Origin of the sequence: Paenibacillus sp. FSL M7-1414 (assembly GCF_038003195.1) — a bacterium.
Classification (GTDB): Bacteria; Bacillota; Bacilli; order Paenibacillales; family Paenibacillaceae; genus Paenibacillus; species Paenibacillus amylolyticus.
In genome coordinates this window covers 6,120,709-6,133,910 of the sequence record NZ_JBBOOS010000001.1, presented here as the reverse complement: position 1 = coordinate 6,133,910, position 13,202 = coordinate 6,120,709, and the positions used below count along the sequence as shown (strand labels likewise).

The following is a 13,202-nucleotide window of genomic DNA, read 5'->3' as shown; positions in this document are numbered from 1 at the left end:
AGGGAGTTTGGGTGAAATTCGTCGAATAATGCAAAATGCTGTTATAAAATTAAATTATAGGAGTGCTGAAGTGGCCAAAGTTAAAACCAAGTTTCAATGTACGGAATGCGGCTATGAAGCCCCCAAGTGGTACGGTAAGTGTCCGGGTTGTCAGTCATGGAATTCAATGGTGGAAGAAACAGAGACGGTGGTCAAAACACAAGGGAGAAATTCTCCTCTGTTTGACAGTAAAGATAAACCGCTTCCTATCATAGATATAGATAGCGGTCAGGAACCGCGTGTACAGACTGGAATCGGAGAGTTGAACCGGGTATTGGGTGGCGGAATCGTTCCGGGTTCACTCGTTCTGGTGGGCGGAGATCCGGGTATTGGTAAATCAACGTTGATGTTGCAGACGTCCCATGCTTTGACGCATTCGGGTTTGCGTGTGTTATATGTTTCCGGTGAGGAATCAGTCAAGCAAACCAAATTGCGGGCAGACCGCCTCGGGGCACTCTCTGCCGAGTTGTATGTCCTGTGTGAAACCAATATGGAACGTGTAGAGGAAGCGGTGGATCAGATCCAGCCGCATTTTCTGGTCATCGACTCCATTCAGACGGTATATCTTCCCGAAGTTACCAGTGCGCCGGGTAGTGTAGCACAGGTAAGGGAATGTACGTCAAGGTTCATGCGGATTGCAAAAGGCAGAGGCATTGCAACGGTTCTTGTGGGGCATGTTACCAAAGAAGGTGCCATTGCCGGTCCACGTATGTTAGAACATATGGTGGATTGCGTGCTTTATTTTGAAGGAGAACGGCATCATACGTATCGCCTGTTGCGTGCGGTGAAGAACCGTTTTGGTTCCACCAATGAGATTGGTATTTTTGAAATGGGCGAGGATGGACTTCGTGAGGTGGGCAATCCGTCCGAACTCTTTTTGTCGGAACGTCCACTGGGTGTAGCAGGTTCAACGGTAGTTGCCAGTATGGAGGGGACACGTCCTCTGCTCGTGGAATTACAGGCGTTGATCTCGACGACCCATTTTCCTTCTCCCCGCCGTATGGCAACAGGGGTAGATCTGCATCGATTGAATCTGATTATTGCAGTGTTGGAGAAACGAATGGGTATGTTCTTACAGACCCAGGATGCATATCTGAATGTAGCTGGAGGAGTAAGGCTGGATGAGCCCGCTGTAGACTTGGCGGTTGCCGTCAGCATTGCATCCAGTTTGAGAGATGTGCCGACCAAGCCAGACGACGTCATCTTTGGCGAGATTGGTCTGACAGGTGAAGTTCGAGCCGTATCACGGGCCGAACAACGAGTGAAGGAAGCAGCAAAGCTGGGCTTCAAACGAGTCATTTTACCAGAAAAAAGCTTAAAGGGCTGGAAACATCCTCGCGGGATACAACTGATCGGTGTGAATACCGTGGCAGATGCACTAGCGGTTGCTTTAGATTAGGGGGCATAACAAGATGAAAGATATGAGCCAACTGGATAATATGAATGAGTTGTTAAGGCTGATCGCACCAGGTACACCTTTCCGCGAAGGTCTAGAAAATGTGCTGCGCGCCAAGACGGGCGCACTGCTTGTTGTAGGATACAGCCCTGAAGTAATGGAAGTGGTGGATGGGGGATTCTCGATTAACTGTGATTTCTCCCCAAACTACCTGTACGAACTCGCCAAGATGGATGGAGCCATTATTCTTAGCGAGGATTTGAAGCGTATTCTTTACGCCAATACCCAGTTAATCCCTGACTCTTCGATCTCTTCATCAGAGACGGGGATTCGTCACCGGACGGCAGAGCGTGTAGCAAAGCAAACGGGTAAATTGGTCGTATCCATATCACAGCGCCGGAATATCATTACCTTGTATCAGGGAACACTTCGTTATTCCCTCAAGGAAATCGGGGTTATTTTGACCAAAGCGAATCAAGCGATTCAAACCCTTGAGAAATACAAAGCGGTATTAACACAGTCCCTTACGAATCTGAGTGCTTCGGAATTTGAGGAACTGGTGACGATTCCTGAAGTGGTTAATGTGATTCAGCGTACCGAAATGGTGATGCGGATCAAAACGGAAATCAAACGTTACATTCATGAACTCGGGAATGAGGGACGACTCATTTCCATGCAAATGGAAGAACTCGTGGGTACAACGGAAGAAGAAGCCTGGTTATTGTATAAAGACTATGCCCGTGACGACAGTGATGACAAAATCCGTGAAATTATCGTGGGACTGAAAAGATTGTCGGACGATGAGTTGCTGGATGCACATCATATTGTCCGTCTGCTCGGGTATCCATCATCAGCGGCTACTTCTGAGGATTCGGTTGCCCCTCGTGGATTCCGGGTATTAAATAAGATCCCCCGCCTGCCCAATGTCATTATCCATAATCTGGTGGATCAATTCGAACAATTGCCTCATGTTATTATGGCTACAATTGAAGAACTGGACGAAGTGGACGGTATTGGTGAAGTTCGTGCCCGGACCATTAAGGAAGGCCTCAAACGTTTGCAGGAGCAAATGTTTATCGACAGACAGATGTAAGGGTTTGCCTATATAAAGGCTTGAAATGGATGAGGTGAAACAACGATGCTAACCAGATTCATTCCGAATCTCTTTACCCTGGGTAATCTGTTTCTTGGAATGATGGCAATTTTGCTTGCGATTGATGGAAATTACAGTTTGGCTGCCATTATGGTCATAGTAGCGATGTTGCTAGATGGTCTGGATGGCCGAGTGGCACGTGCACTCAATGCTCAAAGTGAATTTGGCAAGGAACTGGATTCCTTGTCTGACATGGTTTCCTTTGGTGCAGCACCAGCCCTGATCATATTTATGGTGTCATTTCAAGATTCGATGCCGATCCTCGCCTGGATCGCAACAGCGGCTTTTCCCATCTGTGGAGCCATTCGTCTTGCACGGTTTAACGTTCGTCCGGGAATTCCCGGATACTTCACAGGTCTGCCGATTCCGGCAGCCGGCGGGGTACTGGCCACACTGTCCTTGTTCAATAAGGATATTGGCCCGGTTAGTATGATGATTGCTACATTGCTGTTATCGTATCTGATGGTGAGTTCGCTTAAATATCCCAATTTCAAAAAGGTCGGTTTGCCACGCAAGGCAATCTGGATCGCACCATGGGTTGTGTTATTTGCCATAGCCGTAGCCGTTATTTTCCCGGAGCAGTTATCCAAGTTGATCTTTATTCCGCTGGTGTTATACGCCTTGTATGGAATGAAGCATAATGTGCGAACAGCGGCCTCGCGTAGTCGGGCGAAAAAGCGCAAGGATGAGAAATCTTCCCGTCCTTCCGATCGTTAAGTCGCCTTGGGGACAGACACTATACAAAGAAAGCACGTACTCTCCTGAACTGGAGAATGCGTGCTTTTTGTTTATTGAGATCTATTTACGGTAAAAGAAACCCTTACGGACGACATACATATCTTCTTACGACAGATTAAACATCCCTAACGTTGAACACTTCTGTGATTCGTGATTTACGACCTCTTCCATGTTAATGTCCAGCAGATTGCAGAGAGCCGACATGTAGAACAGGTTCCGCCCTAGCTCAGAGCTGATGACCTCTCTGCAGTTCTCACACAACTCACCTTCCACATGCGTTTCCAGCAGGCCCTTGGTTTGAGCAATATCGCTCTCCGGGGCATATTTCTGCTTGGTGGCGTGCAGCTCGATGCAGCCGCATTCGGTAATGGCTTTGGACACGGCACGGTTAACAGACGCTCCGGCTTGTCCCGTTTTGGACAGTACATCAATCAGGCTGCGATGACGCAACAACAGTTCAGAAACTTGATCCTGGAAAGCCTGTAAACTTAGCGTACTCATTTTGCCACTCACCTCGGGATATGAATTGAATTCATTATATGCCAATAATTTACCTACTTTCAACTGACGATTGCAACATTTCCAAAAAGTTCTTCCAGATGGGATTAGCAATTCAGGAATTGGATCATACTGGATATAAAGATCAAGATACATTGAAGGAGGTGCAGGGACTAATGTGGAAAAAAGGCATTTTAACTTTTACAGGATTGTGCGGTGCATGGTTCGGCTACACGGCATATCATCTGGCAGGAAAATCGGTCCCATGGATGGCGGAGTGGATTCAGTCAGCAGGATTACTGGGAGCTGGTATATCGACGCTGCTGGGAGCTGTAATGTTTATGGCTGTATGTAATATTGGTGGAACATTGATGGCAGACAGGCTGCATAGTGGAATTGATTCATTGGCAAAAGTACCTATGAACGAATTGGCTGCAGGTGCTGCAGGTACCGTTGCAGGATTGCTCGTGGCCTTGTTACTTTACCCTGTTGTGGGATGGATGGGGACGGCAGGAGAAGTGCTGCAAGTGGCGCTGACGGTGATTAGTGCTTATTCCGGTTATACCCTTGCCATGGCGAAGAAAGACGATCTGGGGGCCTTCTGGATGTCTGGACGATGGGGTCATCCCGAGGTGGACGAGGATAGACGGATGGAAGAACATAAAATTCTGGATACCAGTGTTATTATCGATGGGCGTATCGCTGATATATGCAAAACCGGATTTATTGAAGGCACGATCGTAATTCCGGAATTTGTTCTGGAGGAGTTACAACATATTGCTGATTCATCGGATCTGCTCAAGCGGAACAGAGGACGTCGTGGACTGGACATTTTGAACAAAATCCAGAAGGAACTCGATGTAAAAGTTCTGATCTACGAGGGGGATTTCGAGGAAATCTCCGAGGTGGACAGCAAACTGGTTAAACTGGCTAAAGTGCTTCAGGGCAAAGTGGTCACCAATGACTTTAACCTGAACAAAGTGTGCGAACTCCAGGGTGTATCTGTGTTGAACATTAATGATCTCGCCAATGCGGTTAAGCCAGTTGTTCTGCCAGGTGAGGAGATCATGGTGCAGATCATCAAGGATGGCAAGGAGCATGGTCAAGGTGTAGCCTATCTGGATGATGGCACAATGATTGTTGTGGAGGGCGGACGTGAGTATATCGGCATGATGATGGAAGTGCTGGTGACCAGTGTGTTGCAGACTTCAGCGGGACGAATGATTTTTGCCAAGCCGAAACTGTTGGAAAAAGCCCAATAAAGCGGTATGATGGGTAGTGTATCGTTGAATGATATTGTATATCTTTGGACGATAAACTGACAGACAAGGCAGGGATTGCGGCATGGATAAAGGGTGGGGCGTTGTCATTGTGGCAGCAGGTCGCGGAACCCGGATGGGGACGACCGAGAGCAAACAGTTTCTGTTGCTGCAGGACAAGCCCGTTTTCATACATACGCTTGAGGTATTTGCTGCACTGGACGAGATCCGCGAGATGGTGCTGGTCACAGGAACCGCAGATGTTGAACGTTGCCAGGATTGGGTAAAAGAATACCAACTGGATTCACGTGTCCGTGTTATCCCCGGAGGGAAAGAGAGACAACATTCTGTCCATAAAGGCCTTGAGGCACTTGGGACGGATTGGGTTCTCGTTCACGACGGGGTACGTCCTTTTGTGAACCATGAGCAGATCAAGGGATGCATGGCGGCCGCCATATCCGGTGGTGGAGCAGCTGTGCTAGCGGTTCCCGTGAAGGATACGATCAAACAAGTGAATGCGGAAGGAGTCGTTACGGCGACGCCAGACCGCAGCAGTCTGTGGAGCATTCAAACCCCGCAGGCTTTTCGTCTTTCTTCCCTGCTCTCCGCCTACGAATCAGCTGAGCAGGACGGATTTCTGGGAACAGATGATGCCATGCTGGCTGAACGTCAGGGAATGTCGGTCAAGGTTGTGGAAGGCAATTATACCAATATCAAATTAACAACGCCGGAAGATTTGCAATATGCTGCGTTTTTGCTGGGGGGAGAGAAGAAGCGATGATACGTGTAGGACAGGGATTTGATGTACATCAGCTGGTAGAGGGACGCCCGTGTATTATTGGCGGAGTAACGATTCCTTATGAAAAAGGTCTGCTGGGTCACTCGGACGCAGACGTGCTGTTGCACGCGATCAGTGATGCCATTTTGGGTGCACTGGCACTTGGGGATATTGGCAAACACTTCCCGGATACCGATCCGGAATTCAAAGATGCCGACAGCCTGAAATTGCTGGAGCATGTATGGCAGCTTGTGAAGGATCGCGGGTATAAGCTAGGGAATATTGATTCAACGATTATTGCCCAGAAGCCAAAGATGGCTCCTTATATCCCACAGATGGCTGAGGTTATTGCCAAGGCACTGGAAGCGGATGTAACACAGGTGAACGTGAAAGCAACAACAACAGAGCAACTGGGATTCCCGGGACGGGGAGAGGGCATTGCCGCTCAATCCGTTGTTTGCCTTGTACGTGTGTGATATCATCAATCAATTAGTGACGGAGGGGATCATATGAGCACGGATATTCGTGTGCGTTACGCGCCGAGCCCAACGGGACACCTGCATATCGGGAATGCCCGTACGGCGTTGTTTAACTATTTATATGCCAAACATAATAACGGTAAATTCATTATTCGTATTGAAGATACGGACGTGAAACGGAATATTGCCGGTGGTGAAGAAAGCCAACTGAAATACCTGAAATGGCTCGGAATTGAGTGGGACGAAAGTATTGACGTGGGCGGAGAATACGGACCATACCGTCAAACGGAACGTCTGGACCTCTATCGTAAATATACGCAGGAATTGCTGGATAAAGGTCTGGCTTACCGTTGCTTCTGCACGGAAGAAGAATTGGAGCAAGAGCGCGAGGAACAGTCAGCACGTGGAGAAACGCCGCGTTATTCTGGCAAACACCGTGACCTGACTCCAGAGCAAATTAGTGCGTTTGAAACGGAAGGCCGCGTAGCGAGTATTCGTTTCCGTGTGCCGGAAGAGCGCACATATATGTTTGATGATATGGTTAAAGGCACAATCTCGTTCAACAGCAAGGAATCCGGTGACTTCGTCATTGTGAAAAAAGACGGCATTCCCACATACAACTATGCCGTTGCTGTGGATGATCACTTGATGAAGATCTCCCACGTCCTGCGTGGGGAAGATCACATCTCGAACACGCCGCGTCAACTGATGATCTATGAAGCGCTTGGCTGGGAGCCACCGCAATTCGGTCATATGACGTTGATCGTGAATGAAAATCACAAGAAGCTGAGTAAACGGGATGAGTCCGTTATCCAGTTTATTGAGCAGTATGATCAGCTCGGCTATTTGCCTGAAGCGATGTTTAACTTTATTTCCTTACTCGGCTGGTCGCCGGAAGGGGAAGAAGAGATCTTCTCGCAAGAGCAACTGATCTCCATTTTTGATACGAAACGTCTGTCCAAGAGCCCTGCGGTATTTGATACCCACAAGCTGGCGCACTTGAACAACCATTATATCAAACATGCTGACCCGGAACGTATTGCCGAAATGGCCATTCCGCATCTGCAAAAGGCTGGACGTATTTCTTCCGAGCTGTCTGCTGAACAAAAAGAATGGGCTTATACTCTGGTACACCTGTACCAAGAGCAGATGAATTCTGCCTCCGATATTGTCGAATTGTCGGAAGTATTCTTCCGTTCCAATCTGGAGCTTGAAAGTGAAGGAGAAGCAGTGCTTGCTGAGGAGCAGGTGCCAACCGTACTGAAGGCATTTGCGGATAAAGTACAGGCGAGCGAAGAGTTTACTCCAAGCAAAATGGCTGCATTGATCAAGGAAGTACAGAAAGAGACCGGCTTTAAGGGCAAACAGCTCTTTATGCCAATTCGTGTAGCCTTGACTGGACAGACGCATGGACGGGATCTGAACCAAACGATCGTACTTCTGGGTCGTGATACGGTGATCGAACGTTTGCTTGCACAAGTAAAATAATTTTAGTAGAAGACATTCCGTTTATTTGGAATCTGAACACAGTCCTACGATGGATGGATTACGTAGGAGGCTGTTGTCAGTCTGAGGCCTTTTCGCTATAATAACAACACAACGAATAATTGATATGATTTATCTAATAGAACAGCAAAGATCGGGAGGAGTAGACTGACCCGGACAGAATCAGAGAGGATGGTCCCGCAGCAAAGAGAGATTTCTTTGGTTGCGGTGGCTGTGAACCATCCACTGTCCATCAGCCGAAATGCGCCCGTGAGCTGCACAGCCGAATCCGGCCCCGCCTTTGTCGATCATGACATGGGAAAACGTTAGGATAGGTTGTGACGATTGGTTTCCGTTACCAAACCGCTTGAGGGCTCATTCTATTTAAGAATGGACCGAGCAGAGTGGGACCGCGATAAACGCCTCTGCAGCTAAATGCTGCAGGGGCGTTTTTTTTGTTTAGGCGAGTGTGCAGTACACTACCAAGGAACGCGCCGTCCGGTAAGCCGGAGGACGGGAACCTGAACAAGAGGGGAACGAGCATGTTCAAGAAGATCAGATCAGATATCCAGGCGGTGTTTGAAAACGATCCGGCGGCCAGAGGTTGGTTTGAGGTGGTATTCACCTACTCAGGGCTGCATGCGATATGGGCACACCGGATCGCTCATTTTTTATACAAGCGAAGATGGTTCTCGGTTGCCCGGTTCATTTCGCAGGTTAGCCGTTTTATGACAGGAATCGAGATACATCCTGGAGCTACGATCGGAAATCGGTTGTTTATTGACCATGGGATGGGCGTCGTTATTGGAGAAACATGTGAGATTGGCGATGATGTCGTTATCTATCAGGGGGTTACCCTGGGCGGAACAGGGAAAGAAAAAGGGAAGAGACATCCCACCATTGGTAATAATGTGGTTATCTCATCCGGAGCCAAGGTGCTCGGTTCATTTAGCGTGGGGGATCAATGTAACATTGGTGCGAACTCCGTTGTGCTTAAGGAGGTCCCTTCCAATAGTACCGTAGTAGGTATACCGGGCAGAATTGTTAAACAGGATGGCCGACGGGTAGATCGCCTCAGTCAGCAATTGCCCGATCCAGTCGTTGACTCCTTGCGCGGTATGCAAAAAGAACTCGAACGATTGCAGGAAGAAGTACGTACACTGCAAAATGCCCGTGAAAATGAGACTGTGCGTGATACGTGATACAATAAATAAAGGCAGTATAGGATGAAAGGATAAGTGACCATGACGCTTCAGATTTATAATACGATGAGTCGTACCAAAGAGGAATTTGTTCCTCAAGAGCCAGGGAAAGTAAAGATGTATGTCTGCGGACCAACGGTATATGACTACATTCATATCGGGAATGCACGCCCGGTTATCTTTTTCGACACGGTTCGTGGATACCTGGAACAGACAGGACATGATGTGAACTATGTGGTGAACTTCACGGATGTGGACGATAAGCTGATTCGCAAAGCAGAACAACTTGGAACAGATGTTCCTCACGTGGCTGAGAAATTTATTGCTGCCTATTATGAAGACCTTGAGGGATTGGGTATTCCCAAGGCAAGCAGCAATCCGAGAGTAACGGAAAACATGCCGCTGATCATTGATTTTATCCGTGAGCTGGTTGAAAAAGGATTTGCGTATGAAAATGGCGGTGACGTCTATTATCGCACAGGCAAATTCAGCGAATATGGCAAACTTTCGAAACAAAACCTGCAGGAGCTGCAATTTGGAATCCGTGTGGGTGTGGACGAGCGCAAAGAGCATCCCGAAGATTTTGTGCTCTGGAAGGCTGCCAAACCAGGTGAGATCTATTGGTCCAGTCCTTGGGGCGATGGTCGACCAGGCTGGCATATTGAGTGCTCCGCCATGGCTAGGGAGTACCTTGGGGATACACTGGACATTCACGGGGGTGGACAGGATTTGCAGTTCCCGCACCATGAGTGCGAATGCGCCCAATCCGAGGTGTTAACAGGTAAACCACTTGCGAACTACTGGATGCATAATGGATTCATCCGGATTGATAACGAGAAGATGTCGAAATCACTCGGTAATGGTGTTCTGGTTAAAGACTTGCGGAATCAATATAAACGCGAAGCGATTCGTTATTTCATGTTGTCTACCCACTACCGCAACCCATTGAACTTCACGGATGATACGATGGAGCAGGCACAGAACAGTGTGGACCGGATTGCAAATGCGGTAGGTAACCTGAATCATCGTCTGAATGCGGTGACTGTAGATCAGGATATCACAGCAGAGTTTGCGGCAAGACTCGACCAAATTCGTCAGCAGTATCACGAAAAGATGCAGGACGATTTCAATACTCCTGATGCGATCACTGCGATGTTTGAGTGGGCAGGGGAAGCCAACCAACTGTTGCAGCAAGAAGTAGTTAATGCGGCAGACATTCGTGCACTCCTCGAATTGTTCAGTGAATTGAATGCTGTGCTGCGCATCTATACTGACGCAGAGCCAGAACTTCTGGATGAGGAAGTAGAACGTCTGATTGAAGAGCGTGTAGAAGCGCGCAAGTCCAAAAACTGGGCAAGAGCGGATGAAATTCGCGATGAATTGTCTGCACGTGGCATTCTGCTTGAAGATACGGCGCAGGGCATGAGATGGCGGCGCAAATGAGCGAGGGACATCCAAATACACCAAAACAACAGGAGCAGGTCACAGAGGGAGGATGGTTCCCATATCCTCCTTCCAGACCTGCGAGGTTGATTCCACCTATTGCACTGGCCTATATTGGTGATGCGGTATATGAGGTAGCTGTTCGTCAATATCTGTTGTCGAAGGCCAACATGCGTCCCAATCATTTGCACCGTAGTGCAACCGGGTTGGTATCAGCGAAGGCACAGAGCCGCATACTTACAACGATTGAGGCTGAACTGACAGAGGAAGAACGTGATATCGTCCGGCAAGGGCGGAATGCCAAGTCGGGTAGTGTACCCAAAAATGCAGATGTGTTGGAATACAGACATGCCACGGCTTTTGAATGTCTCATTGGTTACCTCTACAGCAGTGGTCATCATGATCGCATGATTGAACTGATCGGGCTTGGCATTGAGCACGCGGAACAACAATCGCCATCACCGACAAAAAAATAGAAATTTCAACAAAACAACGCATTACAGAGAGGATCGAACAACGATGGAAGAAGAATGGATCGCCGGTAAACACTCCGTGACGGAGGCGCTGCGTTCAGGCCGGACCATTAATAAAATATGGATTGCCGATACAGCACAGAAACATCTGACTCAACCTATTATCTCGGAAGCTAAAAAACTAGGTATTGTCATTCAACACGTGGACAAGCGTAAGCTGGATCAAACGGTACCAGGCATTCAGCATCAGGGGGTAGTTGCTCAAGCGGCACCTTACGCTTATGTGGAGGTGGAAGACATTCTTGCCGCAGCAAAAGCGAAGAATGAGCATCCTTTCCTGATTCTGTTGGATGAGATTGAAGATCCTCATAACCTGGGGTCCATTTTGCGGACAGCAGATTGCACGGGTGCGCATGGCGTCATTGTACCGAAACGTCGCTCGGCAGCGGTAACCGTGACAGTATCCAAAACATCAGCAGGCGCTGTGGAGTACGTGCCAGTGGCTCGGGTAAGTAATCTTGGACAGACCATCGATCGCCTCAAAGAGGAAGGTGTATGGGTTGTAGGGACAGATGTCACGGCTCATGAAGGTGTCTTTGGTAATGGAGTCTTTACTGGCCCTGTGGCATTGGTAATCGGAAATGAGAACAAGGGAATGGGACGACTTATTCGTGAGAAATGCGATGTGCTGATCAAACTACCAATGCAAGGTCAGATTAATTCCCTGAATGCTTCCGTGGCAGCGGGGGTTGTCATGTACGAAGTGCTCCGCTCGCGTCAAGCGCAGGAATAGAAGGTATGGCTGATTCCCGTGATGTGCTTCTTGTAGACGGGTACAACATGATTGGCGACTGGCCGGAATTAACCAAACTGGCGGAAAGTGGGCTCGAAGAGGCGCGTAACAGGCTTCTCTTTCGTCTTGCAGACTACCAGGCTTTCTCCGGCCGGCGAGTCATTGTTGTGTTTGACGCCTACCTCGTGCCTGGACTCGGTAAATCCTTTACTCAGAGCAAAGTGCAGATCTATTTTACAAAGGAAAAAGAGACGGCAGACGAATGCATTGAGAGACTCGTTCGGGAACTAAGCATGCGAAGACGCCAAATCTATGTGGCTACGAGCGATATGGTAGAGCAACATGTTATTTTTGGACAGGGAGCGCTACGCGTATCTGCAAGGGAGTTACTAATTGAAGTTGAGCAGAACGAAAAAGAATTAAAAAAACGACTGGAAGAAGATCAGGCGAAGACCACGCGTAACACACTCGGGGGTAAGTTAAGTCCCGATGTATTAAAAGAGTTTGAGCGATGGCGCCGGGAATAACAGCACGTTTTTACAAAATTTAGAATATTGAAACTCTTGACATTTATGTTATTGATGTTCTTTTTTAGGCATAGCGTGGTTGACGGTGTGAGGTACCATCATATATACTGATCCTATATTTCATAGAGTAGAGTAACGGGGTACCTTGCGTTGCAGCCGGAGGGATTGTCTGTGAGTGTCGACCTCAAAGATATCATGTTATCTAAGTATGATTACCAAAGTGACGAAGACATTGTCGAAGCTTTCCGTGAAGGCGAAAGCGAAGCGTTAGAGTTTCTAATTAACAAATATCGTAACTTTGTACGCGCCAAGGCAAGATCTTATTTTCTGATTGGGGCAGACCGGGAAGATATTATTCAAGAAGGAATGATTGGCCTCTACAAATCCATTCGAGATTTCAAAGGGGACAAGCTGGCTTCGTTCAAGGCTTTTGCCGAACTGTGTATTACAAGACAGATCATCACGGCGATTAAGACAGCAACACGTCAGAAGCATATTCCGCTTAATTCTTATGTATCTCTGGACAAGCCTATTTATGACGAAGAGTCTGATCGTACGTTACTCGATGTGATTTGTGGAACCCAGGTCAGTGATCCGGAAGAACTTATCATCAATCAGGAAGAGTTTGTGGGCCTGGAAGATAAAATGTCCGAGATTCTGAGTGATCTGGAACGTAAAGTATTGATGTTGTATCTGGACGGGAGATCTTATCAAGAGATTGCAGTAGATTTGGACAGACATGTGAAGTCCATTGATAATGCACTTCAGCGCGTCAAGCGTAAACTTGAAAAGTACCTGGAAGTTCGAGATAATTAAACACATGTTGTCGTTGACGGAAAAGGCTCGGTGTTTGAGTCTTTTTTTAGTGTCTCAAGTTTATAAAATCTAAGAATGTTTATACTAGTAATCGCTCGGTCCATGCAGGAGAAGAGAAAAAAC

The 13,202-nt window shown here is 47.8% G+C and carries 14 protein-coding genes; 13 read left to right on the top strand and 1 reads right to left on the bottom strand.

What is annotated here, in order from left to right:
- Positions 1 to 70: 70 nt before the first annotated feature.
- The 3 genes from radA to pssA are packed head-to-tail and all read left to right on the top strand — an operon-like array spanning position 71 to position 3,305.
- Positions 71 to 1,438 carry a DNA repair protein RadA gene (radA, locus tag MHH92_RS26950; RefSeq protein WP_036671578.1) on the top strand — a complete coding sequence of 456 codons (1,368 nt, stop codon included), beginning with the start codon at positions 71 to 73 and terminating at the stop codon, positions 1,436 to 1,438.
- 13 nt (positions 1,439 to 1,451) lie between these two features.
- Positions 1,452 to 2,528, top strand: coding sequence for a DNA integrity scanning diadenylate cyclase DisA (gene disA / locus MHH92_RS26945; RefSeq protein WP_047841130.1), 1,077 nt, complete (start codon positions 1,452 to 1,454; stop codon positions 2,526 to 2,528).
- Positions 2,529 to 2,573: 45 nt separating this feature from the next.
- Positions 2,574 to 3,305, top strand: a complete 732-nt coding sequence (pssA, locus tag MHH92_RS26940) for a CDP-diacylglycerol--serine O-phosphatidyltransferase (RefSeq protein WP_017692048.1) — start codon at positions 2,574 to 2,576, stop codon at positions 3,303 to 3,305.
- A gap of 126 nt (positions 3,306 to 3,431) precedes the next feature.
- On the opposite strand, the gene MHH92_RS26935 is transcribed toward pssA, so the two are convergent.
- Complete coding sequence (locus tag MHH92_RS26935; RefSeq protein ID WP_017692049.1) at positions 3,432 to 3,827, bottom strand: hypothetical protein; 396 nt, start codon at positions 3,825 to 3,827, stop codon at positions 3,432 to 3,434.
- Between the two features lie 173 nt (positions 3,828 to 4,000).
- Here MHH92_RS26935 and MHH92_RS26930 point away from each other — a divergent pair, with 173 nt between their 5' ends.
- From MHH92_RS26930 to sigH, 10 genes are all read left to right on the top strand, one after another.
- Entirely contained in the window at positions 4,001 to 5,086 is a 1,086-nt protein-coding gene (locus MHH92_RS26930) for a PIN/TRAM domain-containing protein (protein WP_047841132.1), read from the top strand.
- An 82-nt stretch (positions 5,087 to 5,168) separates the two neighbouring features.
- Positions 5,169 to 5,864, top strand: coding sequence for a 2-C-methyl-D-erythritol 4-phosphate cytidylyltransferase (ispD, locus tag MHH92_RS26925; RefSeq protein ID WP_253503551.1), 696 nt, complete (start codon positions 5,169 to 5,171; stop codon positions 5,862 to 5,864).
- Positions 5,861 to 6,337 (top strand): 2-C-methyl-D-erythritol 2,4-cyclodiphosphate synthase, encoded by a 477-nt coding sequence (ispF, locus tag MHH92_RS26920; RefSeq protein WP_017692052.1) that lies wholly within the window; start codon positions 5,861 to 5,863, stop codon positions 6,335 to 6,337. Before ispD ends, ispF begins: the two co-directional genes overlap by 4 nt.
- Positions 6,338 to 6,370: 33 nt before the next feature.
- The gene (gene gltX / locus MHH92_RS26915) at positions 6,371 to 7,828 is read left to right on the top strand and encodes a glutamate--tRNA ligase (protein ID WP_253503548.1); all 1,458 of its coding nucleotides are present in this window, start codon (positions 6,371 to 6,373) and stop codon (positions 7,826 to 7,828) included.
- Positions 7,829 to 8,367: 539 nt separating this feature from the next.
- Positions 8,368 to 9,027: a serine O-acetyltransferase gene (gene cysE, locus MHH92_RS26910; RefSeq protein WP_036607155.1), complete on the top strand. Its 660-nt coding sequence runs from the start codon at positions 8,368 to 8,370 to the stop codon at positions 9,025 to 9,027.
- 42 nt (positions 9,028 to 9,069) lie between these two features.
- Positions 9,070 to 10,470 carry a cysteine--tRNA ligase gene (cysS, locus tag MHH92_RS26905; RefSeq protein WP_091020524.1) on the top strand — a complete coding sequence of 467 codons (1,401 nt, stop codon included), beginning with the start codon at positions 9,070 to 9,072 and terminating at the stop codon, positions 10,468 to 10,470.
- Positions 10,467 to 10,946, top strand: a complete 480-nt coding sequence (locus MHH92_RS26900; protein WP_036607160.1) for a Mini-ribonuclease 3 — start codon at positions 10,467 to 10,469, stop codon at positions 10,944 to 10,946. The genes cysS and MHH92_RS26900 overlap by 4 nt, the downstream gene beginning before the upstream one ends.
- Positions 10,947 to 10,989: 43 nt before the next feature.
- On the top strand, positions 10,990 to 11,736 hold the full coding sequence (gene rlmB / locus MHH92_RS26895) for a 23S rRNA (guanosine(2251)-2'-O)-methyltransferase RlmB (protein ID WP_017692057.1): 747 nt from the start codon (positions 10,990 to 10,992) through the stop codon (positions 11,734 to 11,736).
- A 5-nt stretch (positions 11,737 to 11,741) separates the two neighbouring features.
- The gene (locus MHH92_RS26890; protein WP_036607162.1) at positions 11,742 to 12,263 is read left to right on the top strand and encodes an NYN domain-containing protein; all 522 of its coding nucleotides are present in this window, start codon (positions 11,742 to 11,744) and stop codon (positions 12,261 to 12,263) included.
- Positions 12,264 to 12,434: 171 nt separating this feature from the next.
- A complete protein-coding gene (gene sigH / locus MHH92_RS26885) occupies positions 12,435 to 13,079 on the top strand; it encodes an RNA polymerase sporulation sigma factor SigH (RefSeq protein WP_017692059.1) in 645 nt (214 codons plus the stop codon).
- Positions 13,080 to 13,202 lie beyond the last annotated feature (123 nt).